Below are 23976 nucleotides of genomic sequence, written 5' to 3'. Positions count from 1 at the left end.
GGCCGCTCGGCGGGCGACGGCATCGTCGCCGGCACCGACCACCGAGCCCCCGCCCGATTCAGTAGCAAAGTGGAGACCCCATGCACGACCGGCACCCCGACATCGACCCCCGGCTGCTCTCCGAGACCGATGAACAACGTGAACTCCGCGCAGTCCTGAGGGACTTCTTCGGCGAAGTCGGCGGACCCGACGCCGTCCGTACACACATGGCGGGCCCGCGTGGACACGACGAGCGGCTCTGGGCGCGGCTCGCCGGCGAGATCGGCGTCCAAGGACTCGCGATCCCCGAGGAGTACGGCGGATCCGGCTACACCTTCGCCGAACTCGCCGTCGCCCTGGAGGAGTCGGGCCGCGCCCTGTGCAGCGCGCCGCTGCTGCCCACGGTGGGCCTCGCCGCCCCCGCGCTGCTCGGCAGCGGCGACCGACAGGCGTGCGAGCGGTATCTGCCGGGGATCGCGAACGGCACGCTGACCGCGACCGTGGCGGGCCTTCAGGACGGTGAGCCCGGCATCAGCGCCGAGGCCACGGGCGGAAGCACCCTGCTGCGCGGCGCAGCGGACTTCGTGCTCGACGGTGCGGGTGCCGACCTCATCCTCGTACGGGCCCAGGCACCGGACGGACCACGGCTGTTCGCCGTCGAACCGGACCCGGACACCTGCCTGCGGACTCCTCACCGAGTCCTGGACGAGACCCGGCGCCAAGCGCGGGTGGAGCTCCGGGGCGCGCCCGCCACGCCGGTGGGGGAACCGGACGGGACGACCGGCGTTCTCGACGCGGGGCGGGCCGCGCTCGCCGCCGAGCAGGTCGGCGGCAGCGGCCACGCCCTGGACGCCACCGTCGCATTCGTTGCGCAGCGCCACCAGTTCGGGCGCCCCATCGGCTCGTTCCAGGCCGTCAAACACCGGCTCGCCGACGTGCTCGTCGCGCTGGAGGCCGCCCGATCGGCGTCCGCGTACGCGACCGCCTGCGTCGCGCTCGGCTCGCCCCAGCTGCCGGTGGCCGCCGCTGCCGCCGCCACAGTCTGCTCCGATACCTTCAGCCTGGCCACAGGCGAGTACGTCCAGCTGCACGGCGGGATCGGCTTCACCTGGGAGCACTCCGCGCACCTGTACGTGCGCCGCGCGCGCAGCGGAGCGGTGCTCTTCGGCACGCCCGCGGCCCACCGCGCCCGGCTCGCCGAACTCATCGGTCTCACCCCGAACACTGCCACCGTCACCGCCGCCTGAGCCGAGGGGAGACATCCATGAACGCACCGAGCACCCCAACCCTCGCAGCATCCTTCACGCTCGGCGGGCACACCCTCCGCAACCGTCTCGTCGCCACCGCCCACGCCACCGCGGCCGTCGCCGACGGCGCCCCCACCCAAGCCGACCACGCCTACTGGCACCGTCTGGCGCAAGGCGGCACCGGCCTGGTCATCACCGGCGGCACCGCCGTCGCTCCGGAGTCGACCCTGCCGCGGCGCTATCTCACCGAGGCCTGGCGCCCTGAGATCAAGGACGCCGTGCGCCGCCGCGCCGAGGCCATCACCGAAGGCGGCGCCGTGGCGATCGCGCAGCTCGTGTACCTCGGCCGCGAGACACTCGGCGCGGGAACCTATTACCCGCCGGTCTCCGCGGCCGCCGTCCGCTCGCCCCGCGAGGCGACCGCGCCCCACCCGCTGAGCGCCGAAGAAGTACGCCGCGTCGTCGACGCCTTCCGCGTCTCGGCGGCGAACAGCGTGCAGGCAGGCTTCGACGGAGTCGAACTGCACGCCGGACACGGCTACTTGCTCGCCCAGTTCCTCTCCCGCGCCACCAACACCCGCGACGACGAGTACGGCGACCGCATCACGCTCCTCGCCCAGGTGATCGAAGCCATCCGCAGCGAAATCGGCCAACACCCCATCGGTGTACGGGTGTCGGTCGAACCCGGCGAGAACTCCGGGCTCGGCCTCGACGACCTCGTCGAACTCCTGCCGCGCCTGCACGCCGCCGCCCCCTTCACGTACGTCAATGTCACCACCGGCGTCCGCAACACCTACGTCCCCGGCATGGCCACCACCAGCCCGCCACTCCTCTCGTCCGTGGCCCGGCTGCGCGCCGCGAGCGGGCTGCCCTTGTTGGTCAGCCAGGGCTTCCGGACCACCGCCGACATCGAGCGAGCCCTGGAGGCGGGTGCCGATCTGGTCGGCATGGCGCGCCCGTTCATCGCCGACCCGGACTTCGCCCGGAAGGTCGTCGCCGGGGACGAACGCTCCATCCGCCCCTGCACGAGCTGCAACGAGGGCTGCCGGACCTTCGAACCCACCGGCTCGTGCTCGGTCAACCCCGCGCTGGGACCGCCCGGCATGGCCGCCCGCCCGGCTGTGCCGCTGCTGCTCAGCCGCCCCGGCACCGGCAGCGGCGACGGCCCGGTCGCCGTCGTCGGCGCAGGTCCCGCCGGGATGGAGTGCGCGGCGGCGCTGGCCCGCACCGGCCACGAGGTCGTCGTCTTCGACGGTGCCCCGCACGTCGGCGGGCAGATCCGGCTCGCAGGGCGCGCCGCGCATCGATCCGGGTGGCTGAAGCTCACCGACTACCAGCGCAATCAACTCGTCGACCTGGGAATCGAGTTGCGTCTCGGCGCAGCGCCGGAGCCGGCCGAACTTTCGGAGTACGCCCAGGTGGTGCTCGCCACCGGCGCGCAGGAGGCAGCGGTGTCCGTGCCCGGCACACTGCCCACCCTCCGGAGCACGGAGTTCCTCGACCGCTGCGCCGACTTGGTGCCGAGCGCGCCCCGGGTGGCCGTCCTCGACGACGGGTTCGGCTGGTGGCAGGGCGTCAGCGCCGTGGAGAGCGCCCTGGCGGCCGGTGCCCGCGAGGTCACGCTCCTCACCCCGGGCAACGGCTTCGCGACCGGCATCTCCGCCGAGAACCGCACCCAGTTGACCAACCGGCTGGGCGGCGCGCCGCTCCGCGTCATCGCTCTGACCACCGTGACCGCCACGACGGACGGCGGTATGCGGCTGCGGGGCGTCCTCGACGGACGCGAGACCGACCTCGAAGCCGACGTCCTGGTGACCGTCGGCGAACGGCGCCCGTGGCGCCCGGACTTCACACCCGTGGACGGTCAGACCGTCCACGCGATCGGCGACTGTGTCGTACCCCGCCTGGTGGCCCACGCTGTCGCCGAGGGGCGCGCGGCGGCCGAGGCGATCGCGGACCGCGCATCGTGACCGGCGTACCCGCCCCCCTTGTTCCCCACTGCAGTGCACTGCACTGAGAGGACACGCCCACCGCCGTCGATGACCAGTAAGGGAAGGTGCACGGCGTCGACGGGCGTACGTCATCGGCGCCGCGACCATGCCGGACATCCCGGCCCTGGCGACCCATACGACTCCGATGGTGCCGGCGAGTGGTGCGCCGACGACCTGCCCGGGACGCGGCTGTCGTAGCTGACGCGCACGGTTCTGGCAGTCGGCGCACTCTGCACAGGCGTCAGTGCCCCGCAGGTGACGGTGTCGCCGGGGAGTAGATGTGAGGGGACAGGTGGAAGTCGCCGTCCGGACAGGGCAGCCAGGTGGGAACACCCGAGGGCCGGCCACTGGAGTCCAGTGGCCGGCCCTCGCGCCTGACCTCAGCCCTCGTACACGTAGAACCCGCGCCCGCTCTTACGCCCGAGATGGCCCGCCGCCACCATGCGCTGCAGCAGCGGGGGAGCGGCGTACAGCGGCTCCTTGAATTCCTCGTACAGAGAGTCGGCGACGGCTTGCGCCGTGTCCAAGCCGATCAGGTCGAGCAGGCGCAGTGGGCCCATCGGGTGGGCGCAGCCCAGTTCCATGCCCCGGTCGATGTCGTCGGCGCGGGCGGTTCCGGCCTCCACCATGCGGATCGCGGCGAGCAGATACGGCACCAGCAGCGCGTTGACCACGAAGCCGGAACGGTCGGGCGCCTCGATGGTCTCCTTGCCGAGCCCCTCGACGGCGAACGCGCGGGCGCGCTCCAGGGTTTCGGCGGTGGTGGTGAGCGCGGGCACGACCTCGACGAGCTTCTGGACTGGTACGGGATTGAAGAAGTGCAGCCCGACGACGTGGGAGGCGCGGCCGGTGGTCACGGCGAGGTCGACGACGGGGATCGAGGAGGTGTTGGTGGCGAGCACGGCGGTCGGGTCGGTGAGCACTTTGTCGAGCTGCCGGAACACCTCGGTCTTCACCTCCCGGTTCTCGGCGACGGCCTCGATGACGAATTGGCGGTCGGCCAGTTCGCCCAGGTCGTGGGTGAAGGACAGCCGGGTCTGGGCCTGTTCGCGCTCGGCCTCCGTGAGCTTGCCGCGGCGCAGCCCGCGGTCCAGGGACGCGACGACCCGGGCGCGTCCCGCGGCGGCGAGCTCGGGGGTCGACTCGGCGACGGTGACGTCCAGGCCGCGCAGCGCGGCGACCTCGGCGATGCCGGAGCCCATGAGGCCGCAGCCGACGACGCCGAGCCGGGTGATGACAGACATGAGGATCCTTATCTGAAGAGAGGGGGAGAGGCGGGCGTCCACCGTTCGTGGACCGCGCGGACGGTCATGCCCGCGACCGATCCCGAGGCTCCGGCGCGGTCCCGCAGCAACTCCCGCAGGGCGAATTTCTTGACCTTGCCACTGGTGGTGCGGGGCAAGGTGTCAACGAGGAGGAGGCCTTTGGGGATCTTCTGCGCGGCCACTTCACGGCTGGTCAGATGCTTGCCGACCTCCTTGAGGGGGTGAGGTCCTGCCCCCGGGCCGGTCACGACGCACGCGCAGGCCCGCTCGCGCGTCGTGCGCGCGTCGGGCCCGGCGACGACGGCGACCTCGGCGAACGTCAGTTGGCGCGCCCCGTCGACCACGGCGACCGCGTCCGGTCACTGGGCGGCGGCACGGCGCAGATATCGGCCGACAGGGGTGTCCCGCCAGCCGCCTGTGGCGCGGTAGTGGGCGACGCGTTCGGGTGCGGGGGATGGGTGGGCCACATCGAGGTGTCTCCTCGGATTCAGCTGTCTCAGGTCGCCGGGCGCCGGCGCACGTGCGTCAGACGTTGCGCCGATAGGCGCCGCCGACCTCGAAGAACGCCTCGGTGATCTGCTCCAGCGAGCAGACCCGCGCCGCGTCCATCAGCACGGCGAAGACGTTCCCGCCGCTCGTGGCCGCGTGCCGGAGCGAGGCCAGCGCCTCACCGGCGGCGTCCTCGTGGCGGGCCCGGAAGCCGTGCACCCGGTCGAGCTGGGACTGCTTCTCCTGCTCCGTGGCGCGAGCGAGTTCGACGACCGGCGCCGGCCGCCCCTCCCCGTCGGCGTGCGGGGAACGGAAGGTGTTGACGCCGATGAGCGGCAGCGATCCGTCGTGCTTGCGCTGCTCGTAGAGCATCGACTCGTCCTGGATACGGCCGCGTTGGTAGCCCGTCTCCATCGCGCCCAGCACCCCGCCGCGCTCGCTGATCCGCTCGAACTCGATGAGCACCGCCTCCTCCAGGAGGTCGGTCAGCTCGTCGATGATGTACGAGCCCTGCAGCGGGTTCTCGTTCATCGCGAGCCCCCACTCACGGTTGATGATCAGCTGGATGGCGAGGGCGCGGCGCACCGACTCCTCCGTGGGCGTCGTCACGGCCTCGTCGTAGGCATTGGTGTGCAGGCTGTTGCAGTTGTCGTAGAGGGCGATGAGCGCCTGCAACGTGGTGCGGATGTCGTTGAAGTCCATCTCCTGCGCGTGGAGTGAGCGGCCCGACGTCTGCACGTGGTACTTCAGCTTCTGGCTGCGCTCGTTCGCCCCGTACCGGTCGCGCATCGCCACCGCCCAGACACGGCGGGCCACCCGGCCGAGCACCGAGTACTCCGGGTCCATGCCGTTGGAGAAGAAGAACGACAGGTTCGGCGCGAAGTCGTCGACATTCATGCCGCGTGCCAGGTACGACTCCACGTACGTGAACCCGTTGGCCAGCGTGAACGCGAGTTGGCTGATGGGGTTCGCGCCCGCCTCGGCGATGTGGTAGCCGGAGATGGAGACCGAGTAGAAGTTCCGTACGTCCTGCTCGATGAACCACTCCTGGATGTCGCCCATCATGCGCAGGCTGAACTCCGTGGAGAACAGGCAGGTGTTCTGTCCCTGGTCCTCCTTGAGGATGTCGGCCTGCACGGTGCCGCGCACACTGCGCAGCACTTCGGCCCGGATCTCTCGCGCCTGCCCGTCGTCGGGCGCGTGGCCGTGCTCGGCGGTGTAGGCGTCGAGCTGCTGGTCGATCGCGGTGTTGAGGAAGAACGCGAGGATCGTCGGCGCCGGCCCGTTGATCGTCATCGACACGGAGGTGGTGGGGGCGGTGAGGGCGAAGCCGTCGTACAGCGCCTTCATGTCCTCCAGTGTCGCCACCGAGACACCAGAGGTGCCCACCTTGCCATAGATGTCGGGGCGCAGATCGGGGTCGCGGCCGTACAGCGTGACCGAGTCGAAGGCCGTGGAGAGCCGGGTGGCCGCGCCGCCCTGGGACAGCAGCTTGAAGCGGCGGTTGGTACGGAACGGATCGCCCTCGCCCGCGAACATCCGCGCCGGGTCCTCGCCGTCCCGCTTGAAGGGGAACACCCCGGCCGTGAACGGGAACGAGCCCGGCAGGTTCTCCGCACGCAGAAAACGCACGAGGTCCCCGTGATCCGTCGTCCGCGGCAGCGCCACGCGCCGAACGCGGCTGCCCGACAGGGACTCGCGGACCAGCGGGGTGCGGATCTCGCGCCCGCGCACGGTGAACGCCACCTCGTCGCCGGAATAGGCCTCCACGGTCTTCGGCCACTGCTCCAACGCCTGCCGCGCCTCGTCGTCGAGCGTCCCGCGCGCCTCGTCCAGCAGCCGCTCCACCGCGGCGGTGTCTTCGGCCACTCCCCTCAATTCGTCTCGCACAGCGCCAAGTTGCTGCACTCGGCGGGCGGTGCGAGCCTGGGCGTCGGTGCGCGCGTGGTACATACGCACCGTCTCGGCGATGTCGGCCAGATAGCGCGCCCGCGACGTCGGCACGATCTGAGCGGCCCCGCTGGAGTGACGTACCGATACCGCCGGCAGTGCCCCCGGCCGCAGCGCGAGACCGCGCTCGCCGAGCAGCCCGCGCAGATGCTGGTAGAGCGCGGTGACGCCGTCGTCGTGGAACGTGGCGGCGCTGGTGCCGAACACCGGCATCTCCTCGTGCGGCGTACCGAACGCCTCCCGGTTGCGCACAAGTTGTCGGCCCACGTCACGCAGGGCGTCCGCCGCGCCCCGCCGCTCGAAGTTGTTGACGGCGACGACGTCCGCGAAGTCGAGCATGTCGATCTTCTCCAGCTGTGACGCCGCCCCGAACTCGGGCGTCATGACGTACAGCGACACATCCGCGAACGGCACGATCGCGGCGTCGCCCTGCCCGATGCCGGGCGTCTCGACGACGACCAGGTCGTAGCCGGCCGCCCGGCAGGCGGTGATGGACTCGCCGAGCCCCTCGGGCAGTTCGCCGGTTCCTCGGGTGGCGAGTGAGCGGAAGAAGATCCGGTCGCCGTCGAGCGAGTTCATGCGGATGCGGTCACCGAGCAGGGCGCCGCCGCCCCGTCGTCGCGTCGGGTCCACGGCCAGCACCGCTACCCGCAGCGTGTCCTCCTGGTCGGTACGGATCCGGCGGACCAGCTCGTCGGTGAGCGAGGACTTGCCCGAGCCGCCGGTGCCGGTGATGCCGAGCACCGGCACCTGGCGCGCTCCGGCCGCTTTCTCCAGGCGGCGCAGGTCTGTGGCGGGTACCGTCCCGGCAGCGGCGGCCGACAGCAGCCGGGCCAGCGCCGGGCGTGCACCCGCGAGGACCTGCTCGATGTCTGCGGGCTCGTCCACCCATGGCGCGTGGTCGCACTCCTCGATCATCGTGGCGATCATTCCGGCCAGTCCCAGGCGCTGCCCGTCCTGCGGCGAGAAGATCCGCACCCCGGCCGCCGAGAGCCGCTCGATCTCCTGCGGCACGATGACGCCCCCACCACCGCCGAATACCCGCACATGCCCGGCGCCGCGCTCCTGGAGCAGCTCCACCAGGTACTCGAAGTACTCGATGTGTCCGCCCTGGTAGGAGCTGACAGCCACACCCTGGACGTCTTCCTCCAGGGCGGCGTCCACCACCTCGCTCACGGAGCGGTTGTGCCCGAGGTGGATCACCTCCGCGCCCTGGGCCTGAAGGATGCGCCGCATGATGTTGATCGAGGCGTCATGCCCGTCGAAGAGGCTGGAGGCGGTGACGAAACGGACGGGATGCTGAGCGCGCGGCATGTGCTGCACTCCTGACTGCCCCCGGCCGCGACGGCTTGGGGGCGGATGCTCGCAGAGACCTCCCCATACTGAACCGAAGTAGGTGCAGGTCTCAAGAGAATCATTGAAGTCAATTCAGTTCGGTGGCAGTCTCGGGTGGTCGCAACGATGCGGTCCCAGCGTGATCCCCGGGAGGAACGATGCTCGCCGCCAGGCTGTACGGAACCAAGGATCTGCGGATCGAGGAGATGCCCGAACCCGAGCCGGGGCCCGGCGAGGTGAAGATCCGCGTGGCGCACGCGGGCATCTGCGGCACCGATGTGCACGAGTACTTCGAGATGCCGCGCGCCACGCACGAGCCCAACCCGCTGACCGGCGCCACCCTGCCGCAGACGCTGGGGCACGAGTTCGCCGGGACCGTGGTGGCGTGCGGTCCGGACGTGGACCGCGTCGCGGCCGGCGACCGGGTCTGCGTCCGGCCGATCCGCACGTGCGGAGTGTGCGCCCGCTGCACGTCCGGGCTCTCTCATCTGTGTGCTTCCCTCGCGGCGATCGGCGTCACCTCGCCCGGCGGCGGGCTCGCCGAGTACGTGGTCGTACGTGCCGAGGCCGCACACCGGCTGCCCGATGAAGTGCCGCTGGAGCAGGGCGCGTTGGTGGAACCCATGGCCGTCGGTCTCAATGCGGTCGAGCGGGCCGGAGTGGGTGCGGGCGATACCGCGCTGGTCATGGGGGCCGGCGCGGTCGGCATGGGTGTGCTCTTCGCGCTGAAGGCGCAGGGTGCGCGTGAGGTGATCGTCGTCGAGCCCTCGCCGGCCCGCCGCGCGGCCGCGGCGCGGCACGGCGCCCAGGTCCTCGATCCGGCCGCCGGTGACGTGGTCGCCGAGGTGCTGCGGCGCACCGGAGGGCGGGGCGTGGACGCCGCGATCGAGTGTGCGGGCCGGCCCGAGGTGCTCGACGCCGCGATCCGCTCCGTCGCCGCCCGCGCGCCCGTGGTCCTCGTCGCCCTGTACTCGGGGCCCGTCACCGTGGACGCCTCCGTCGTGCGCCTGGCCGAACTCGCGCTGCTGGGCTGCGAGGCGTACCCCGACGGGGTCTTCGAGAGGGTCATCGCGCACATGGCGGCCGGGCGCTACCCGACCGACGGCTGGCTGGACCACATCCCGCTCGCCGAGACCGTGGCCGGGCTGCACGACGTGCGCGACGCGCGACGGCTCAAGGTTCTCGTCGACCTGCCGGCCCATGACGTCTGATCCGTCCTGAACCAATCTCGGAGTTGGCCTTGACAGTGGATCACCGGCTCCCCAAACTCGTAATGAATTCAGTTCAGTTTGAAGCGGAGGAACCTGAGATGGCAGTGGAAGACGAGATCCAGTTCGAGCGTGACGGCCACGTCGCCCGCGTCTGGCTCAACCGCCCCTGGAAGAAGAACTGCGTCACGGTGCCGATCCTGGACCGGCTCGACGAGATCATCACCGAGGTCGACGAGGACCCCGAGCTGCGCGTCCTGGTCTTCCGGGGGCGCGGCGGCACCTTCTGCTCGGGCTTCGACCTCGACAGCCTCAAGGCCGACTTCGTCGGCAAGTCGAACGCCATCGACGTCGCGGTCAAGTCCGCGAAGGTGTGCGACCGGCTCTACTCGATGAAGACCCCGTCGGTGGCTGTCCTGGAGGGGTACGTCACCGCCGGCGGCTTCGAGATCATGATCTCCTGCGACTTCGCGATCGCCGCCGACGACGCCAAGATCGGCGACTTCCACATCCGCCGCGCGCTGTTCGGCGGAGCGGGCCCGATCTACCGCGTGCCGCGCATGATCGGCATCCGCAAGACCAAGGAGCTCATGCTCACCGGAAAGCTCCTCTCCGGCATCGAGGCCACCGAGTTCGGCCTGATCAACGACCACGCGCCGACCGAGAAGCTCGACGAGACGGTCGAGGAGTTCATCTCCCACCTCACCGACAAGAGCCCCTTCACCATGTGGCTCACCAAGATGACCATCGACCGCAGCCTCGACGCCGACACGCAGTCGCTGATGGTGATGGAGCACCTCGCCGTCGGTGTCGCCCTCAACTCCGAGGACGCCAACGAAGGGGTCTCGGCGTTCCTGGAGAAGCGCGAGCCCAAGTGGCAGGGGCGCTGAGCCGGATGACCACGCATCCGCGGAGTCCGGCCGCCGGGCTCCAAGGCGCACGCTGCCGCGGCTGCTCGGTCGCGGTCTACCCCGCGGACGCGGCGTGCCCGCGCTGCGGGGGCCCGGCCGAGTCGGCCGTCCTCAGTGGTGCGGGCACCCTGTGGACCTGGACCGTGCAGCGGTACGCGCCCAAGTCCCCGCCCTACCAGCCCCCGCCCGGCGGCTTCGAGCCGTTCGCGGTCGGCTATGTCGAGCTGGCCGACGGCGTCCGCGTCGCCGCGGTGATCGAGGTCGACGACCTCGACACGATCCGGATCGGCATGCCGCTCACGGTCGTCGCCGGCGACGGCGTGCCACGGGCCCGGCCCACCACGACAGCGGAGGAGAGCTCATGACCGCGGACGTGCTGATCTGCGGCGCCGCGCGGACCGCGTTCGGGCGCTCGGAGGCGAGCGGCCGGCAGCTCGCCGTCGACGCGGTGCACGCAGCGCTGAAGGACGCCGGAGTCGACTGGTCACGGGTGGGCGCCGCGTTCGGCGGCAGCGACAGCGCCGGGCTCGCCGACACTCTCGTGGCCCAGCTCGGCCTCACCGGAGTGCCCTTCGTCAATGTGAAGAACGGCTGCGCCACCGGCGGCAGCGCACTGATCTCCGCCGTGAACGCGATCCGCTCGGGCATGGCCGACGTCGTCCTCGCCGTCGGCTTCGACAAACACCCGCGCGGCGCCTTCGACCCGAGGCCCGAGGACTGGGGCCTGGGCGAGGAGTACGGCAGCGACGGCCTCATGGTCACCACCCAGTTCTTCGGCATGAAGATCCGGCGATATATGCACGACCACGGGATCACCCCGCAGACGCTGGCTCGAGTGGCGGAAAAGGCCTACAGGAATGGTGAGTTGACACCGCAGGCGTGGCGCCGCAAGCCCGTGTCGGCCGCCGAGATCCTGGACTCCGGCATGGTCAGCGACCCGCTGACCCGGTTCATGTTCTGTTCCCCCGGGGCCGGCGCCGCGGCGCTCGTGCTGTGCTCGCCCGAGGTGGCGCGGACCCTGGAGGGCCCCTCGGTCGCACTGCGGTCGGCGGCCCTGCGCACGCGGCAGTTCGGCTCGTTCGAGGTGTTCAGCCCGTGGGTCGCCGGGGGCGAGCCGACCAGCGTCAGCCGCGCCGCCTCCGCCGCCGCGTTCGAGGAGGCGGGTATCGGCCCGGGCGACATCGACGTCTGCCAGCTGCAGGACACCGAGAGCGGTGCAGAGGTCATGCACATGGCCGAGTGCGGGCTCTGCGAGCATGGCGAGCAGGAACGGCTGATCGCCGCCGGGGTCACCGAGATCGGCGGGGCGCTGCCGGTCAACACCGACGGCGGCTGCATCGCCAACGGCGAACCCATCGGGGCCTCCGGGCTTCGCCAGGTCTACGAGGTCGTCCAGCAGCTGCGCGGCCGCGCCGGCGACCGCCAGGTTCCCGGCGCGTCCCGGACCGGCTTCACCCATGTGTACGGAGCGCCGGGCGTCAGCGCCTGCACGGTCCTGACCCGCTGAACGGAGGTGCACGACCCGATGAACGCCAACCCGGAAGACATCCCCGGACGTGTTCCGGATCCCGAGGAATTCCGCGCCGAGGCCCGGCGCTGGCTCGAGGGCGTCGCCGAGCCGCGCGCCGCCACCGGGGGATGGGGCAGCGGCTCCGACTCCGTCGCCGTGTTCGAGAACTGGACCGAGGAGCAGGAGCGGACCCACACCCGCCGCACCCAGGACTGGGAACGCACCCGCCACGACCAGGGCTGGGGCGCCCTCAACTGGCCTGCCAGGTACGGCGGACGCAACCTGCCCGCGTACTACGAACAGCTCTATCGCGCCGAGGAAGCCGCCTTCGACGTACCGCACCGCACCGAGATCTTCCCGGTCACCCGACAGCTCGTCGCCCCCGCGATCGGCATCTGGGGCACCGAGGGGCAGAAGGCGCGCTGGCTGCGGCCCATGCTGCGCACCGACGAACTCGCCTGCCAGCTCTTCTCCGAGACCGAGGCGGGATCCGACCTCGCCGGAGTACGTACGAAGGCGGTGCGCGACGGCGACGACTGGCTGCTGAGCGGACACAAGGTGTGGACCTCCGGCGCCACCGTCGCCACATGGGGCGTCGCCGTCTGCCGCACCGACCCCGACGTGCCCAAACACGCGGGCATCACCGTCTTCCTGGTCCGCATGGACGCGCCCGGCGTCACCGTGCGGCCCATCCGGCAGATGACCGGTGGCGCGAGCTTCAACGAGGTCTACCTCGACGGCGTCGTCGTCCCCGACACCGACCGGCTCGGACCGGTCGGCGAGGGCTGGCGCGTCACCCTCAGCGTGCTCGCCGCCGAACGCCTCGACTCCGGCAACCTCGGTCTCGACAACGCCGACCACGCGGTGGACCTGGCCGGACACCTGTCCCGCCCGCTCACCGGCGCCGAACAGGACCGGGCCGCCGACCTCTACGTACGGGCCCTCGTCCAGCGCCTCATCGGACTGCGGGTCACCGGCGCCCTCGTCGCCGGACGCGAACCCGGCGCGGAGGCCTCCGTCGGCAAGCTGTACGCCACCGAGACCATGCGCCGCACCGGCGACCTCGTCTCCGAACTCCTCGGTCCGGCGCTCGTCGCCGACACCGGCGAGTGGGGCACGTACGCCTGGACCGAACACCTCCTCGGCGCGCCCGGCTACAGCATCGCGGGCGGCACCGACGAGATCCAGCGCAACATCCTCGCCGAGCGCGTGCTCGGCCTGCCCAAGGAGCCCGTCCGATGAGCACGGCCGTCCAGGAGAAGGAACTGGCCCTGCGAGTGGCCGCCCGTCTCGGCCAAGGCGCGGGGGAGTTGAAGGTCCTGCCCGGCGGTCACTCCGGGCTGACCTACTCCGTCACTGCGGGGGAGGAGAGGTACGTCGTCAAGGCGGTGCCCCCGGGACAGAAACCCGTCGGGCGCAACGACGTGCTGCGCCAGGCCCGGGTCCTCGCCGCGCTCGACGGATCCCCGGTGCCCGTGCCGGGTGTCGCCGCCCTGGACGAGGTCCAACCCGCATGGTTCGCGATGGAGTTCGCCGACGGAGAGGCGCTGGAGCCCGTACTCGACGATCCCGAGGTGCCCGCGGACACCGCGCGGGCCCGCATGCTGGAAATCGCCCAGGTCCTGCGGCGACTGCACGCCACCGACATTCACGCCCCCGGCCTGGACGCCCCACAGCCGCTCGGGGCAGCCGGGGAGCTCGACCGGTGGAGTCGCACCATGCACGCCGTCCCGGAAGAACTCCGGCCGGGTGCACAGGAGTTGCTCGACCGTCTTGCCGACGACGTGCCCGCCGGTCTGCCGTCCGTGCTGCTGCACGGCGACTTCCGGCTCGGCAACGTGCTCTGCGTCGCACAGCGTGCTGTCGCCGTCGTCGACTGGGAGATCTGGAGCGTCGGCGATCCCCGGATCGACCTGGGCTGGTTCCTGCTCTTCGCCGACCACCGCAACTTCCCCGGCATCGGCCGGGCCGTGCCCGGACTGCCCACCGAGGACGAGCTGCTCGCCGCCTATCTCGACGGCGCCCCCGCGCTGCCCGCCATGGACTGGTTCCGGGCGCTCGGCCGCATGAAGATGGCCGCGATCATGGGCCACAACCTGCGCCGGCACCGCGAGGGCAAGCATCACGACCCGGACCAGGAGCGGCTGCCGCCCACCATCGCCGCGATGATCAGCACCGCGCGAGCCATCCTCGGCTGAGCCGCATCGTGCTCACCCTTCCCGGCCGAGCCGCATCGTGCTCGACCTCATCGGCCGAGCCGCCCCGGCCCGCCGCCCACCCACGTCACCACACCGGTGCCCACGCCGACAGGGCACCGGTGGACAGGAGCCCCTCGTGGATTTCGGATTCTCGCCCCGCGCGAGTGAACTCCAGGACCGCATGCGGTCGTTCATGAACGAACACGTCCTGCCGGCCGAAGCGGTCCACGACCGGCAGCTCGCCGAAGCCGCCGACCCGCACGCGCTGCCGCCGGTGATGACCGAGCTGAAGGAGAAGGCCCGCGCCGAAGGCCTGTGGAACCTCTTCATGGCCCACGGCGACTGGGGCGCCGGACTCACCAACCTCGAATACGCGCCCCTCATGGAGCTGGCCGGCCGCTCCATCATGGGCCCCGAGGTGTTCAACTGCTCGGCGCCCGACACCGGCAACATGGAACTCCTCGCCCTCTACGGCACCCCCGAGCAGCAGGAGCGCTGGCTCAAGCCGCTGCTGGAGGCCGAGATCCGCTCCTGCTTCGCCATGACCGAGCCCGAGGTCGCCAGCTCCGACGCGCGCAACATCCGAACACGCATCACCCGCGACGGAGACCACTACGTCGTCAACGGCCGCAAGTGGTACACCTCCGGAATCCTCGACCCCGACTGCGAGCTCATCATCCTGATGGGCAAGTCCGACCCCGACGCGCCCACCTACCGGCAGCAGAGCATGGTGCTCATCCCGCGTCACACCCCAGGCGTCACCGTCGTACGCGACCTGCCGATGTTCGGCTACACGGACCGGTGCGGACACGGCGAGGTGCTCTTCGAGGACGTCCGTGTGCCCATCGACCACATTCTCGGCGGGGAGGGGGAAGGATTCGCGCTCGCGCAGGGGCGGCTCGGGCCGGGGCGTATGCACTACGCGATGCGGGCAGTCGGTTTCGCCGAGCGGGCGCTCCAGCTGATGTGCGAGCGGACCAGCGAACGCGTCGCCTTCGGCGGGCCGCTCGCCGAGCGGGGTGTCGTACGGGAGTGGATCGCCCGCAGCCGCATCGAGATCGAGCAACTGCGGCTCCTCGTCCTCAAGTCGGCCTGGCTGATGGACACCGTCGGCAACGCCGCAGCCCGCATGGAGGTAGCCGCCATCAAGGTGGCGGCCCTGGAGGTCGCCCACAAGGTCGTCGACCGCGCCGTCCAGGCCCACGGCGCGGCCGGCGTCAGCGACGACACCGTGCTCGCCCGGCTGTACGCCATCACCCGGGCACTGCGCATCGCCGACGGCCCCGACGAAGTACATCTGCGGACCGTGGCACGGCAGGAACTCGCCAAGTACTGCAAGCCCGGGAAGAACACCGACACGAAGGCAGGAGCGGCGTGAGCACCGACATCCTCGACGGCAAGGTCGCCGTCATCACCGGCGGATCGCGCGGCATCGGCCTCGGCATCGCCACCGCCTACCGGGCGGCGGGCGCGCACGTCGTGATCGCCGCCCGCAAGGCCGCCGGACTCGCCGAGGCCCGCGAGGAGCTGCTGCGCGTCAAGGGCGACGGCGACGTCCACACCGTCGTCGCCAACGCGGGCGAGCCCGACCAGGCCGAAGCCTGCGTCGAAGTGACCATGACCCGCTTCGGCCGGCTCGACATCCTCGTCAACAACGCCGCGACCAACCCGTACAACGGAGACCTGCTCGACCTGGACCTGCCGCGCGCGGAGAAGACCGTACGCGTCAACCAGTACGGCATGATCGCCTGGACCCGGGCCGCGTGGCGCGCCTGGATCGCCGAGCACGGGGGAGCGGTGATCAACATCGCCTCCGTCGGCGGGCTCGTCGTCGACCCGCACATCGGCTACTACAACGCCACCAAGGCCGCCATGCTCCACATGACCCGGCAGCTCGCCTACGAACTCGGCCCACGGGCCCGCGTGAACGCCATCGCCCCCGGCCTGATCAAGACCGAACTGGCCCGCGCCGTATGGGAGGTGCGCGAGCCCGTCCTCACCGCCAAGCTGCCCATGCGCCGCCTCGGCACGGTCGAGGACGTGGCGAACGCGGCACTGTTCCTCGCGTCCGACGCGTCGTCCTGGATGACCGGGCAGACCCTCGTTCTGGACGGTGGCGCCACCGCACTTCCGATCGGGGTGGACGAGTGAGCGTCCCGTCGTCCGCCGCCGAACTCTTCTCGCTCGAAGGCCGGACGGCGATCGTCACCGGCGCCTCCGCCGGGCTCGGCGCGCGGTTCGCCACCGTCCTCGCGCTGGCAGGCGCGACGGTGTTCGCCGCCGCCCGCAGAATCGACCGGCTCAAGGAACTCGCGGACGACGACGCACGTATCCACCCCGTCGCCTGCGACGTGTCCCTGGAAGCCGACCGGACGCGGCTGGCCGAGACGGCACTGAACGCCACCGGGCATCTCGACATCCTGGTCAACAACGCGGCCACGTCGGGACGGACGCGCGCCGAGGACGAGTCGGCGGACTCCTTCGCGGACGTCCTGGGGGTGAACCTCACGGCGCCCTTCCACCTGGCCCGGCTCACCGCCGAGGCACCCGGCGCCGCGGGCAAGAGCATCATCAACGTCTCCTCCGTCCTCGGACTCGTCTCCGGCGCCCCGCTCGGCGGCGCGAGCTACTCCGCGTCGAAGGCCGGACTGATCGGCCTGACCCGCGAGCTGGCCGGCCAGTGGGGGCGGTCCGGGACGCGCGTCAACGCCCTCGCGCCCGGCTGGTTCCGTACCGAGATGACCGCCGAGCTGTTCGGCGACGAGCACTCGCGGCGGTGGGTCGAACGGGGGACGATGCTGCGGCGCGGCGGGGAGACGCACGAACTCGACGGGGCGCTGCTCTTCCTCGCCTCGGACGCATCCACGTACTGCACCGGGCAGGTCCTGACCGTCGACGGCGGATGGACGGCACGATGAGCGGCGTCGGCATCGACATCCGCGACGACGGTCTGGCCCGCGTCACCCTGCGGCGCGGCGACGTGGGCAACGCCATCGACCTGGCGACGGCCCGGGGCCTGCTGGACGCCGCGACGGCATGCGAACGGTCCGGCGTGCGGGCCGTCCTCCTCAGCGGCGAGGGAAGGTCCTTCTGCGTCGGCGGCGATCTCCGGGAGTTCGCGCGGCTCGAAGGCGAGGCGCTGGAACAGCACCTCCTCGCGGTGACGGGTGCGCTCCACGAGGCGCTGCGTGTCTTCGCGCGGCTCGACGCGCCCATGGTGGCCGCCGTGCAGGGCGCGGTCGCGGGGGCGGGCATCGGTCTCGCGGCCGCCGCGGACGTGACGCTCGCCGCCGCCGACGCCTCCTTCACCGCCGCGTACACCGGGATCGGGTACTCGCCGGACGCAGGGGTGAGCTGGTTCCTGCCCCGCCTCGCCGGGCCCAAGCGCGCGCTCGACCTCCTGCTGACGAACCGGCGGATTCCGGCGTCCGAAGCCGTCGAGATCGGGCTCGTCAGCCGCACCGTCGCCGCCGGGCTGCTGGCCGACGAGGCGGCGCGCACCGCCGAGGCCCTGCGTGACGGCCCCGCGGGCGCGTTCGGGGCGACCCGTCGGCTCGTCGCCGCCGGGCTGACCGCCGATCTCGGCCCGCACCTGGACCGGGAGGCCCGCGCGCTGGCCGCCGCGGCCCGCGGGGAGGAGGGCCGCGAGGGCGTCGCCGCCTTCCTGGGGAAACGCCCGCCCGCCTTCCGGAGCGCAGTGTCCCCGCCCTGAGCTGTGCGTACGAGCTCTGAACTCCCCTCACTCACCAACCCCTCTGGAGCCACCATGCCGGAAGCCTTCATCGTCGAGGCCGTCCGTACCCCTGTCGGTCGTCGCAAGGGCGCGCTCAGCGGTGTGCACCCCGCCGACCTCGGCGCCCATGTGCTGCGCGCTCTCCTGGAGCGTTCCGGCGCCGATCCGGCGGCCGTCGACGACGTGTACTTCGGCTGCGTCGGCCAGATCGGCGCGCAGACCGGCAACGTCGCCCGCACCGCGTGGCTGTCGGCCGGGCTGCCGCAGCACGTGCCCGGCACCACCATCGACCGGCAGTGCGGCTCGTCGCAGCAGGCCGTGCACTTCGCCGCCCAGGCGGTCGGCTCGGGCGCGGCGGACCTGGTGGTGGCCGGCGGCGTCGAGGTGATGAGCCTCGTTCCCATCGCCAGCCCCATGACGGTAGGCGAGCAGGCGGGCCTCGGCAGCCCGTACGCCGGTGACGGCTGGCGCGAGCACTTCGGGGAGCAGGAGGTCTCCCAGTTCCGCGGGGCCGAGCTGATCGCCGAGAAGTGGAGCGTGTCCCGCGAGGACATGGAGCGCTTCGCCCTCACCAGCCATCAGCGGGCGCTGGCCGCCCAGGCCGACGGGGTGTTCGACGCGGAGATCGTTCCGTCCTTCGGCCTCACTGCCGACGAAGGTCCCCGGGCCGACACCACGCTGGAGAAGATGGCGGGTCTGAGGACGCTGACCGAGGACGGCCGGCTGACGGCCGCCGTCTCCAGCCAGATCTCCGACGGAGCCGCCGCTCTGCTGATCGCCTCCGAGGACGCGGTGCGCCGCCACGGGCTGACCCCGCTGGCGCGTGTGCACAGCATGGCCGTGGTCGGCTCGGACCCGATCCAGATGCTGACCGGGCCGATCCCCGCCACACAGAAGGTCCTGGAGCGGGCCGGCCTCACGATCGACGCCATGGACCTCGTCGAGATCAATGAGGCGTTCGCCTCCGTCGTCCTCGCCTGGCAGCGGGAGACCGGAGCGGACCCGCGGCGGGTCAACGCCTTCGGCGGCGCCATCGCCCTGGGACATCCCCTGGGCGCGACCGGCGCGCGGCTGATGACCACGCTCGTTCACCAGTTGCGCAGGACCGGAGGGCGCTACGGTCTGCAGACGATGTGCGAGGGCGGCGGCATGGCCAACGCGACCGTCCTGGAGACCCTGTGAGGCACCGGTTTGGCAACTGAGTTCAAGTTGGGTTTACTCTCGGGTACGGACACGCTGAGTGACGGCCAGGAGAGAGGGTCATGACCAGGATCGTTGAACGGGAGGCGGGGCCGCGGTCCAAGCGCGCGGCCATCCTCGCGGCGGCTGTGGACTGCTTCGGCGAGACCGGCTTCGAGGCCACGAAGTGGTCCACGGTGGCGGAGCGGGTGGGCATCGGCCAGACCGCTCTCTACCACTACTTCGAGTCGAAGACGCACTGCCTGCTCACCATCATGCGGCTCGAACTGGAACGCTCCCACGACCGGTTCGTGGAGGCGACCGAGGGCGCGGAGGACCCCGTGCAGGCCCTGCGGGCGGGCGTCCGCGCCGCCTACGACGTCTCCGAGCACGAGGTCCTGCAGATGCGCATCCTGCAGAACCACATGGACCTGCTCTCCGGGGCGCGCAAGTCCAAGCGCGAAGAGGCCGAGCGGGTCGCCGCCCGCCAGCTGGTCCAGGTCGTCGAGCGGGACTGGACCAACCTGCTGGTGCGCGGGATGTCGCAGGGCGCCTTCCCGCTGCGGGACGCGCAGTTGCTCGGGGCCAGCGTGCTGGGCCTGATCGTCAGCGTATGGCGGTGGTACCGGCCGTCCGGGCCGACGCCGCTGTCCGAGATCAGCGAGCTGATCGAGGGTGCCTGCGTGCGGATGATCGCTTCCTGAGCGCTCCGCGTCGTGTGATCCCCTGACGGGCCTCCCGTCAGGGGATCTTTTCGTTTGCGCCTTGCGCCGGACCATTGCCAGGCGCGTTTGCGCGGGATTAACATCTCTTCAACTGAACTGAACTCAGGTTGAGTTACATCGGCTGAGGAGGGGTCATGCGACGACGCGCGACACGCACGCTGATTGCCGCACTCGCCGCGATGCTCGCCCTGGCGGCGAACGCCTGCGGCACCAAGAGCCCCTCGGCAGGGGACGACAAGATCATCAAGATAGGCGCCTGGTACCCGCTCACGGGACCCCTGGCCTCGTTCGGAATCCCCGAGCGGGCGGGCGCCGACGCGTACTTCAAGTCGGTCAACGCCCGCGGCGGGATCAACGGGCGCACCATCGACTGGGTCGTCAAGGACAACGCGAACGACCCGCAGCAGACCGTCCAGATCGCCCGCCGGCTCGTGGACCAGGACGAGGTCGTGGCGATCGTCGCGACCAACGGCACCTCCCAGACCCAGGCCACCTTCCCCTTCGTGCTCGAGCAGAGGAAGGTGCCGGTCCTCAACACACTGGGCGGCGATGCCTCCTGGTACGAGCCGGCCCGCGACGGCCTGTTCGGTCTGCAGACGCTGTACGAGGACCAGGCGGCCGCGCTCGGGGACTGGGTCACGCGGGACGGGGCGAAAAAGGTACTCGTCGTGCACAGTGACCCGGCGGCGTTCGTGAACGTGGCCAAGGTGATCGGCCCCGCCGCCCGTAAAACCGATCCGTCGGTCCAGGTGAAGCGGCTGTCGGTGAAGTACCAGACCACCGACTACAGCCCGGTGATCAGCAAGGTCAAGGCCGCGAAGCCCGACGCCGTCGTGCTGATCCTGACCGCCGCGGAGACCGCCTCCTACCTCAAGGAGGCGAGGCTGCAGGGCGTCACCGCCCCCGTGTACGGCTACGCGCCCGTCGCGGCACAGGCCACGCTGACGCTGGGGGGCACGGCGACCGAAGGCCTCAAGGCGCTCCAGCTGGTCAAGTCGCCGAACGACGACGACCCGGCCATCAAGGAGTTCCGTACGGCGATGCAGAAGTACGAGCGAGGACAGCCCGCCGACTTCATCACCCTGTGGGGCTGGGAAGCGGCCAAGGCCTTCGTCGAGATCGCCAAGACCATCGACGGGCCCGTGACCAGCGAGTCACTGACGCGGGCCTACCGCACCGCACGCCACGTCGACACGGGCGTGGGCCCGGTCCTCAACTACGGCGCCGGCCGGCACCTCGGCACACGCGACCTGCAGAAGGTCGTCGTCAGGAACGGCCGCTGGGAGTCGCAGGGCGACTTCTTCACACCGCCCACCCGCGACTGACGCGATCTGACTCCTCCGATTCTTGCGACCGGTGAAAGGACCTTCCATGGCCAGTGTGCTGCGCGACTACATGGCACGTATGGACAGCGACGCCCCAGAGCGGGCGCTCGAACTTCTCGCCCCCGACTTCCAGTTCCGCATCGCCCTGCCGGACCGTGAGGCGACGGGACGGTCGAAGGGGGAGTTCGAGGCGTACATCGGGGGACGCAACGCCGTCGAGCGCGTGCACCACATCCTCCGCCACAGCGTCGACGGTGACCTGGAGACCGTGTACGGATACGTCTCCGAGTCGGGGAAGGCCATGGGGTCCTTCCTGTCGGCCGCCGTCGTCACAGCCGAGGGACGCATGGCGCGCTACCAGTCGTACTTCACCACGACCTACGACCTCATCGACCCGCCGCAGTAGCCGCCACCGCGTCGACCGGGCGCCGACTCAGCACAAGGGAAGCCGATATGTCAGTACAAGGGAAGCCGCTATGACCGACACCACCGCCCCCGAGGCCGCCCCCGTCGCGGCCCCCTTTCTCACCGCCTGGTTCGAGATCCTCGACACCGATACGCCGGAGCGGATCCTCGACCTCATCAGCGACGACTTCACGCTGTCCATCCTGTTCTCCACCGGCGACGGCAACGCCACCGACTTCGCCGGCGACCGCACCGCGCTGGTGGGCTATCTCCAGCAGCGCGAGCGGGGCACGCGCACACACCACCGGCTCTCCGCCACCACCCTCGGTCAGGACGAGCTGTTCCTCGGCGAGGTGCGGCGCGAGGGAGTCCCCGAGGCGAGCTTCGTCGCCGCCGGGCGGGTGGACGCGGGCGGTCGGCTCCAGCGGCTGCTGATCGGGCGGTCCTCGCAGATCCGCTTCGAGTGAGCCCTCCCCGGTCCTTTTCCTGCCGGCCCTGTTCCGCCCCTGTTCCCAGATTTCCTACGGAGGATCGTCATGTACAACCTCGTCCTGCTGGCGGCCCGGCCCCCGGAGTGGACCCACGAGCGGTTCATCGACTGGTGGCGCGGTGACCACGCCGAGCTGACCTGCCGGCTGCCCGGTCTGCGCTCCTGGCGGCACACCGAGATCGACCAGGCGCTGGAGCCGCGCTCGGAGGGCTGGGACGGGATGTCCGTGCTCGGCTTCGACTCACCGGAGGACCTGAAGAAGGCCCTCGCCAGCCCCGAGTGGGCGGCCGCCGTCGCGCAGGTCGGGGACATGAAGGGCCGCCGCATCGCGGTCATGGGCACCGAGAAGGAGCTCTACCCCGCCTGAGGCCCCGACGGCCTTGGACACGGGAGCGTTCGACAACGGGTTCGGCACGGCGTAGCGAGGAAGCGGATGCGACAGGTAGTGCGGGAGTTCCGACAGAGGGCCGGGACGGCGGACTTCGTGGCCGTCGTCGACGACGAAGGCAGCCATACGGCACGGGAGTTGCTCGCCGAGGCGGCCCGGCTGAAGGACGCGATGTGCCCCCACGGCGGGGGCGGCACCGTCATGCTCCAGGCCGACAACTCGTGGCGCACGGTGGCCGGTGCCCTGGCCGTGGGCCTGAGCGGCGGCGTCCTCGCCGTCGTCAACCGCCACACGACACGGGGCGAGTTCGCGGCGGCCTTCGAGGACATCCGGCCGGACGCCGTCGTCGCCGAGCCCTCGGCGCTGGCGGAGTGGAACGTGGCCGGACTGCTGCCGGGCCGCGCCGACGACTCGGTGCTCGACGGGTGGCAGACCCATCGCGGCACCGCACGGCCCGACGCGGCACGTTGGTCGGGGGGCGTCCTCATCGGGCTCACCTCCGGTTCGACCGGGCGGCCCAAGGGCGTCGTGCAGTCCGAGCAGGCACTGACCTACGCGGCCGAGAGCACCGTCAGGATCAACGGGCTGCGGCCCGGCGACGCGGTGGCCGCGATCGTGCCGCTGTCGTCGACGGCCGCGTACTGCTTCGGCGTCCACCTCTCCCTCGTCCTCGGCGGCCCGCTCGTCCTGACGGCCAAGTGGGACCGGGCGCTCGCGATGCGCCGGATGGCCGAGAACGACGTTCGCTGGACCATGTGCGTACCGACGATGGCGCTGCAGATGGGAGCCGAGGCCGCGGGCTCCGGCATCCTCTCCGGAGTGCGCGCCATCACGGTCGGCGGCGGGCCGATGGACCGCGGCGCGCTGGCACGGGCCGAGCAGTCCCTCGGCACGAAGATCCTCAGAGTCTTCGGGATGTCCGAGTGCCTCGGGCACACCTCGCCCCGGCCCGACGAGCCCGAGGAGATCCGGCTCGGCCGGGACGGCCGCCCCTTCCCCGGCACGGACCTGCGCGCCCTCACCCCCGACGGCGCCGAGGCCGGGCCGGAGGTGACCGGCCTGGCACAGGTGCGCGGCCCCTCCCTCTTCCTCGGCTACGCCCGTGCCGGCCGGGTCGAACCGCCGACGCTGACCGAGGACGGCTACTTCCCCACCGGCGACCTCCTGATGCCCCACGAGGACGGCACCGTCACCATCATGGGCCGCGAGAAGGACATCATCATCCGCGGCGGCCGCAACATCGACATCACCGAGATCGAACGAGCCGTCGCCGGATACCCGCGTGTCTCCCGGGCCTGTGTGGCGGCGGTGCCCGACGAGGTGCTCGGCGAACGTGTCGCCCTGCTCGTCGTCACCGAGGACGGCGCAGGCATGGACCTCTCGGAGGTCACCGGGCACCTGGAGAGCCTCGGACTCGCCAAGACCAAGTGGCCCGAATTCGTCTACGCCGTCGAGGAGTTGCCCCAGACCAAGGTCGGCAAGCTCGACCGGTCGGCGGCCGGACGCCTGGCGCAGAGCCTGCGGGCCGAGGTCTGAACAGCGGCGTCTGTGCGCGGTCTGTGTGCGGACGCCTGTCCACCGGCGGGCGCTCGCCCCCGACGTCCGCCGGATTCGAAGAGCCACACACCAGCCAGCGAGGGAGAGCACC

22 protein-coding genes are annotated in these 23976 nt (G+C 71.3%); 19 read left to right on the top strand and 3 right to left on the bottom strand.

Going from position 1 to position 23976, the window contains the following annotated elements:
- The first annotated feature begins 80 nt into the window (after window positions 1-80).
- Both ACFC96_RS05155 and ACFC96_RS05150 read left to right on the top strand, forming a co-directional pair.
- On the top strand, window positions 81-1226 hold the full coding sequence (locus ACFC96_RS05155) for an acyl-CoA dehydrogenase family protein (protein WP_376254745.1): 1146 nt from the start codon (window positions 81-83) through the stop codon (window positions 1224-1226).
- A gap of 17 nt (window positions 1227-1243) precedes the next feature.
- Window positions 1244-3196, top strand: coding sequence for an FAD-dependent oxidoreductase (locus ACFC96_RS05150; RefSeq protein ID WP_376610295.1), 1953 nt, complete (start codon window positions 1244-1246; stop codon window positions 3194-3196).
- Window positions 3197-3597: 401 nt separating this feature from the next.
- On the opposite strand, the gene ACFC96_RS05145 is transcribed toward ACFC96_RS05150, so the two are convergent.
- The 3 genes from ACFC96_RS05145 to icmF form a co-directional block, all read right to left on the bottom strand.
- On the bottom strand, window positions 3598-4461 hold the full coding sequence (locus tag ACFC96_RS05145) for a 3-hydroxybutyryl-CoA dehydrogenase (RefSeq protein WP_376610293.1): 864 nt from the start codon (window positions 4459-4461) through the stop codon (window positions 3598-3600).
- A gap of 8 nt (window positions 4462-4469) precedes the next feature.
- On the bottom strand, window positions 4470-4826 hold the full coding sequence (locus ACFC96_RS05140) for a hypothetical protein (protein ID WP_376610292.1): 357 nt from the start codon (window positions 4824-4826) through the stop codon (window positions 4470-4472).
- Window positions 4827-5007: 181 nt separating this feature from the next.
- Complete coding sequence (gene icmF, locus ACFC96_RS05135) at window positions 5008-8235, bottom strand: fused isobutyryl-CoA mutase/GTPase IcmF (protein WP_376610290.1); 3228 nt, start codon at window positions 8233-8235, stop codon at window positions 5008-5010.
- Between the two features lie 179 nt (window positions 8236-8414).
- Between icmF and ACFC96_RS05130 the strand changes: the two genes are divergently transcribed.
- The 17 genes from ACFC96_RS05130 to ACFC96_RS05050 all read left to right on the top strand — a co-directional run bounded on the left by ACFC96_RS05130 (window position 8415) and on the right by ACFC96_RS05050 (window position 23864).
- Window positions 8415-9467 carry an alcohol dehydrogenase catalytic domain-containing protein gene (locus ACFC96_RS05130; RefSeq protein ID WP_376227762.1) on the top strand — a complete coding sequence of 351 codons (1053 nt, stop codon included), beginning with the start codon at window positions 8415-8417 and terminating at the stop codon, window positions 9465-9467.
- Between the two features lie 98 nt (window positions 9468-9565).
- Window positions 9566-10354, top strand: a complete 789-nt coding sequence (locus tag ACFC96_RS05125; protein WP_376254730.1) for an enoyl-CoA hydratase/isomerase family protein — start codon at window positions 9566-9568, stop codon at window positions 10352-10354.
- Between the two features lie 5 nt (window positions 10355-10359).
- On the top strand, window positions 10360-10740 hold the full coding sequence (locus ACFC96_RS05120; RefSeq protein WP_376254727.1) for a Zn-ribbon domain-containing OB-fold protein: 381 nt from the start codon (window positions 10360-10362) through the stop codon (window positions 10738-10740).
- A complete protein-coding gene (locus ACFC96_RS05115) occupies window positions 10737-11882 on the top strand; it encodes a thiolase family protein (protein ID WP_376254725.1) in 1146 nt (381 codons plus the stop codon). The genes ACFC96_RS05120 and ACFC96_RS05115 overlap by 4 nt, the downstream gene beginning before the upstream one ends.
- Before the next feature lie 18 nt (window positions 11883-11900).
- Complete coding sequence (locus ACFC96_RS05110) at window positions 11901-13127, top strand: acyl-CoA dehydrogenase family protein (protein ID WP_376226859.1); 1227 nt, start codon at window positions 11901-11903, stop codon at window positions 13125-13127.
- Window positions 13124-14083 carry a phosphotransferase family protein gene (locus ACFC96_RS05105; protein WP_376226858.1) on the top strand — a complete coding sequence of 320 codons (960 nt, stop codon included), beginning with the start codon at window positions 13124-13126 and terminating at the stop codon, window positions 14081-14083. Before ACFC96_RS05110 ends, ACFC96_RS05105 begins: the two co-directional genes overlap by 4 nt.
- Before the next feature lie 136 nt (window positions 14084-14219).
- On the top strand, window positions 14220-15461 hold the full coding sequence (locus ACFC96_RS05100) for an acyl-CoA dehydrogenase family protein (RefSeq protein ID WP_376254719.1): 1242 nt from the start codon (window positions 14220-14222) through the stop codon (window positions 15459-15461).
- A complete protein-coding gene (locus tag ACFC96_RS05095; RefSeq protein WP_376227501.1) occupies window positions 15458-16234 on the top strand; it encodes an SDR family oxidoreductase in 777 nt (258 codons plus the stop codon). Before ACFC96_RS05100 ends, ACFC96_RS05095 begins: the two co-directional genes overlap by 4 nt.
- Window positions 16231-17001 carry an SDR family NAD(P)-dependent oxidoreductase gene (locus ACFC96_RS05090; RefSeq protein ID WP_376227504.1) on the top strand — a complete coding sequence of 257 codons (771 nt, stop codon included), beginning with the start codon at window positions 16231-16233 and terminating at the stop codon, window positions 16999-17001. Before ACFC96_RS05095 ends, ACFC96_RS05090 begins: the two co-directional genes overlap by 4 nt.
- Window positions 16998-17795, top strand: a complete 798-nt coding sequence (locus ACFC96_RS05085) for an enoyl-CoA hydratase/isomerase family protein (RefSeq protein ID WP_376254716.1) — start codon at window positions 16998-17000, stop codon at window positions 17793-17795. The genes ACFC96_RS05090 and ACFC96_RS05085 overlap by 4 nt, the downstream gene beginning before the upstream one ends.
- A 54-nt stretch (window positions 17796-17849) precedes the next feature.
- Entirely contained in the window at window positions 17850-18998 is a 1149-nt protein-coding gene (locus ACFC96_RS05080; protein ID WP_376224990.1) for an acetyl-CoA C-acetyltransferase, read from the top strand.
- 80 nt (window positions 18999-19078) lie between these two features.
- Window positions 19079-19699, top strand: a complete 621-nt coding sequence (locus ACFC96_RS05075; protein ID WP_340458475.1) for a TetR/AcrR family transcriptional regulator — start codon at window positions 19079-19081, stop codon at window positions 19697-19699.
- A 155-nt stretch (window positions 19700-19854) separates the two neighbouring features.
- Complete coding sequence (locus ACFC96_RS05070) at window positions 19855-21045, top strand: ABC transporter substrate-binding protein (RefSeq protein ID WP_376224989.1); 1191 nt, start codon at window positions 19855-19857, stop codon at window positions 21043-21045.
- Between the two features lie 46 nt (window positions 21046-21091).
- On the top strand, window positions 21092-21451 hold the full coding sequence (locus ACFC96_RS05065) for a nuclear transport factor 2 family protein (protein WP_376224988.1): 360 nt from the start codon (window positions 21092-21094) through the stop codon (window positions 21449-21451).
- Window positions 21452-21521: 70 nt separating this feature from the next.
- Entirely contained in the window at window positions 21522-21917 is a 396-nt protein-coding gene (locus ACFC96_RS05060; RefSeq protein WP_376224987.1) for a hypothetical protein, read from the top strand.
- Window positions 21918-21986: 69 nt separating this feature from the next.
- Window positions 21987-22307, top strand: a complete 321-nt coding sequence (locus ACFC96_RS05055; RefSeq protein WP_376224986.1) for an EthD family reductase — start codon at window positions 21987-21989, stop codon at window positions 22305-22307.
- A 66-nt stretch (window positions 22308-22373) separates the two neighbouring features.
- Entirely contained in the window at window positions 22374-23864 is a 1491-nt protein-coding gene (locus ACFC96_RS05050; protein ID WP_376610288.1) for a class I adenylate-forming enzyme family protein, read from the top strand.
- Window positions 23865-23976: the final 112 nt, after the last annotated feature.

This window comes from Streptomyces sp. NPDC055955 (assembly GCF_042270245.1).
Lineage (GTDB): Bacteria > Actinomycetota > Actinomycetes > Streptomycetales > Streptomycetaceae > Streptomyces.
Note: the sequence above shows the minus strand (reverse complement) of the source record. Positions and strands in the feature narration are given on the sequence as shown.